The sequence below is a fragment of the Saccharopolyspora sp. genome, from assembly GCF_017434145.1.
GTDB classification, from domain to species: Bacteria; Actinomycetota; Actinomycetes; order Mycobacteriales; family Pseudonocardiaceae; genus Saccharopolyspora_C; species Saccharopolyspora_C galaxeae.
Map to the genome: position 1 here is coordinate 1 of NZ_JAFRFW010000842.1, position 3,255 is coordinate 3,255.

General features: G+C 70.0%; 5 protein-coding genes. All 5 read right to left on the reverse strand.

The features are described from left to right. Window positions 1-208, reverse strand: a 208-nt coding sequence (locus tag IJH84_RS22910) for a Tm-1-like ATP-binding domain-containing protein (RefSeq protein WP_295148885.1), incomplete at its 3' end; no start/stop codon positions are given. A gap of 74 nt (window positions 209-282) precedes the next feature. Beyond that, window positions 283-426 carry a hypothetical protein gene (locus tag IJH84_RS22915; protein ID WP_200071869.1) on the reverse strand — a complete coding sequence of 48 codons (144 nt, stop codon included), beginning with the start codon at window positions 424-426 and terminating at the stop codon, window positions 283-285. Between the two features lie 101 nt (window positions 427-527). Beyond that, complete coding sequence (locus IJH84_RS22920; RefSeq protein ID WP_200071868.1) at window positions 528-680, reverse strand: hypothetical protein; 153 nt, start codon at window positions 678-680, stop codon at window positions 528-530. 92 nt (window positions 681-772) lie between these two features. Then, window positions 773-1,951, reverse strand: coding sequence for an acyl-CoA dehydrogenase family protein (locus IJH84_RS22925; protein WP_295148881.1), 1,179 nt, complete (start codon window positions 1,949-1,951; stop codon window positions 773-775). Window positions 1,952-1,983: 32 nt separating this feature from the next. Continuing rightward, the coding region (locus tag IJH84_RS22930) for an AMP-binding protein (RefSeq protein ID WP_295148883.1) at window positions 1,984-3,255 on the reverse strand (1,272 nt) is incomplete at its 5' end.

Consider the following 3,255-nt stretch of genomic DNA (forward strand, 5'->3'; position numbering starts at 1 on the left):
CGGTGAACACGGCGCCGGCTCCGCGCGGGTGCGCGGCCGCGACCTCGGTGGCGGAGACGTCCACGTCGTCCGGGTTGTCGGCGGGATCGCCGGAGGTGCTCAGGTCGACGGTGCCGACCTGGACACCGCCGGCCGCGGCCAGACCGGCCACGTACCGCAACTCCGCACCCTTGGTGTCGAACGTGCCCACCACGTACGCCCGGCCCATCGCACCGCCTTCGCCGTCGGGGTCCACCGGAGCCGAAGCCTACTTCGCGCAGCGGCGCGGGCACAGCCCGTTGATCACCAATCGGCGAGCGACCCCAGCAGCTCCGCGTCCTCGTCCAGGAACCGGCGAACTTCACGGGCGCGCAGCTCCTCGCGGTCTTCCCGCTCGGCGGCCTCGCGCGGCGGGTGCTCGTGCACCTCGTTCAACCTCAGAACCATCGTCACCACGCCAACCGCCTACTACCACGCGCTGCCGCTCATTTCCCGGGCGAGAGAACGGCCCCCGGACTTCGCCGGGGGCCGTCGCTTGCGGGCTCAGGTCACTGGCTCTTGCCCTTGCCCATGAAGCGGTTCTTGACCTGGTCGATCTTCGCCTTGTTCTTGGGGTCGGACGCGTAGCGCTTGGCCTGGTCGATCGCCTTCTTGCCCTGCGGGCTCTTGGCGAAGTCGGTCACCTTCTTGAACAGAGACATGGTCGCTCCCACTCGGACCGTTCGGGCACGGTTACTCCCAGGGTACCGGCATTTCGGGCACCCGATCGAGCCCTGCAGCCCCGCGAACGCTCCTAGCCGAGCACACCGCTGACCGACGAGTGCCCCTTGAGCAGGTTGCGGGCGATGGTGCGGCGCTGGATCTCGTCGGTTCCCTCGAAGATGCGCAGCAGCCGGATGTCGCGGTACCAGCGCTCGATGGGCAGTTCGCGGGTGTAGCCCATGCCGCCGTGGATCTGCAGCATCCGGTCCACGATCTCGTTGGCGCGGGTGCCGCCGTAGAGCTTGGCGATGCTCTGCGCGTGCCGCGAGTCCATGCCCTGGTCGGACTGCCACGCGGCCTGCAGCACCAGCCAGCGCAGCGACTCGATCTCCACCGCGGAGTCGGCGATCATCCACTGGATGGCCTGGCGATCGGCGATCGGCGCGCCGAAGGTCTTCCTGCTGCGCGCGTAGTCCATGGACATCTCCATCATGCGTTCGCAGCCGCCGAGCGCGCGGGCGGGCAGCAGGTACCGGCCGCGGCCGATCCACTGCATGGCGAGCTTGAAGCCGCCGCCGACCTCGCCGAGCACGTTCTCCTCCGGCACCCGCACGCCGTCGAACTGCAGCGCGGCGGGCTGCCGGTCCCACTCGCCCATGATCTCGATCGGCTCGGACTTCCAGCCCGCGTCCCGGTCGGCGAGGAAGCAGGTGACTCCGCCGTCGGCGCCCTTGTCCTTGTCGGTGACGGCGAAGACCATCGTGAAGTCGGCGTCGATGCCGCCGGTGATGAACGTCTTCTCGCCGTCGATCACCCACTCCGAGCCCTCCTTGCGGGCGGTGGTGCGGATGTCCTTCGCGTCCGATCCGGCGCCGGGTTCGGTGATCGCGAAGCAGGACTTGCGCTCGCCTTCGATGGTGGGCAGCAGGTAGCGCCGCTGCTGGTCCTCGTTGGCGTGGTAGAGGATGTTGTCGGCGTAGCCGCCGAAGCTGAACGGCACGAACGTGCGGCCGAGCTCGATCTCGATCAGCGCGGTCAGCACCGCGGAAAGCCCCATCCCGCCGTACTCCTCCGGGGTCTGCACGCCCCAGAATCCGGCGTCGCGGGCCTTCTGCCGCAGCTGCCCGAGCTCTTGCTTGGTCAGCCCGCGCTCGTGGTTGCGCTCGCGGCGCAGCACCTCCTGCTCCAGCGGCATGAGTTCGCGCTGCACGAAGGTGCGCACCCAGTCGCGGATGTCCCGCTCTTCCTCGGTGAGCGAAAAGTCGACCATCAGTGCTGTTCCTTTCCGAATCCGGCCCGGGCTCAGCCGCGAGCGGCGGTGTTCGTCTCGGTGAGCTGCTCGCGCAGATCGCGCTTGAGGACCTTGTGGCTGGGACCGAGCGGCAGTTCGTCGACGAACACGACGCGGCGCGGGTACTTGTGGTGCGCGGTCTGCTCGGCGGCCCACGCCCGGATCGCCCCGGACAGCGAATCGTCGGCGAGCTCGCCCGGTTCGGGGACCACGACCGCGCAGATCTCCTCGCCGCGTTCGGGGTCGGGCAGGCCGATCACCGCGCACTGCGCGACGGCCGGGTGCCGGATCAGCAGCTCCTCGACCTCGCGCGGGTAGATGTTGTAGCCGTTGCGGATGATCAGGTCCTTCTTGCGGTCCACGATGGACAGGTAGCCGTCGGCGTCCTTGCGGCCCATGTCGCCGGTGCGGAACCAGCCGTCGACCACCGCGGCGCGGGTGGCCGCGGGGTCACCGAGGTAGCCGGCGAACACGTTGTGGCCGCGGATGACGATCTCGCCGGTCTGGCCGGCGGGCAGCAGCTCGATGCGGTCGTCGACGTCCGGGTCGGCGACCTCGGCGTCGACGCCCCACAGCGGGTGCCCCACGGTTCCGGCGCGCGCGCCGAACGCCGGCTGGTTCACGGTGGCGGTCGGCGAGGTCTCGGACAGCCCGTAGCCCTCGTGGATGGATGCGCCGAAGCGCCGCTCGAAGTTCTCCAGCACCGCAACCGGCAGCGCGGCGCCGCCGGAGACGCACAGCCGCAGGCTGGGCAGCGCTGTTTCCGGCCCGGCGGCTTCCAGCATCCGGATGTACATCGTCGGCACTCCGTTGAGCTGGGTGACTTCGTGCCGCCGGATCAGCTCGAGAGCTTCGCCGGGGTCGAACTTGGGTTGCAGCACCAGCGCGGCACCGGCGCGGAACGTGGTGTTCAGCGAGACGGTCTGGCCGAACACGTGGAACAGCGGCAGGCAGCCGAGCACCTTGTCGTCGCGCCGGGTGTCGTTCGCGTCGAAGGCGTTCACCACGGCGTTCATGACCAGGTTGAGGTGCGTGAGCACGGCGCCCTTGGGGCGTCCCGTGGTTCCGCTGGTGTAGAAGATGGCCGCCGGGTCCTCGGGGGCGCGGGTCGCGAAGGACGCCACCGGTTCGGCGGCCGCGGCCAGTTCGGTCAGTGAGGTGGTTTCCGGCGAGGCCTCCGGATCGCCGCCGGGGCCGACGGTCAGCACCGGGACGCCGACGCGGCGCGCGGACTCCTCCGCCAGCGCGCGCTGCGAGGTGTGCCCGATGACGAGCTTGGCGCC